Below are 226 nucleotides of genomic sequence, written 5' to 3' on the forward strand. Positions count from 1 at the left end.
ACAATCGACAGCGGTTTCTACAAACCAGTACAAGAAACACCACAAGAACCAGCAACTTACACAGTTGGTGATAAAGTTTGGGAAGACACAAACAAAGACGGAGTACAAAACTCAAATGAACCAGGTATCCCTGGTGTTGAAGTAACATTAACGAAACCAGACGGTTCAACAGTTACGACAACAACAGACAATAACGGTAACTATGAGTTTACAAACTTACCGAACG

At 40.7% G+C, this 226-nt stretch carries 1 protein-coding gene; it reads left to right on the forward strand.

The genetic code is table 11. The annotated features are described in order from the left end of the window. On the forward strand, window positions 1-226 hold a 226-nt coding region (locus HMPREF3031_RS11800; RefSeq protein ID WP_142351340.1), incomplete at both ends, for an SdrD B-like domain-containing protein.

The sequence above is a fragment of the Staphylococcus sp. HMSC072B07 genome, from assembly GCF_001815505.1.
GTDB classification, from domain to species: Bacteria; Bacillota; Bacilli; order Staphylococcales; family Staphylococcaceae; genus Staphylococcus; species Staphylococcus simulans.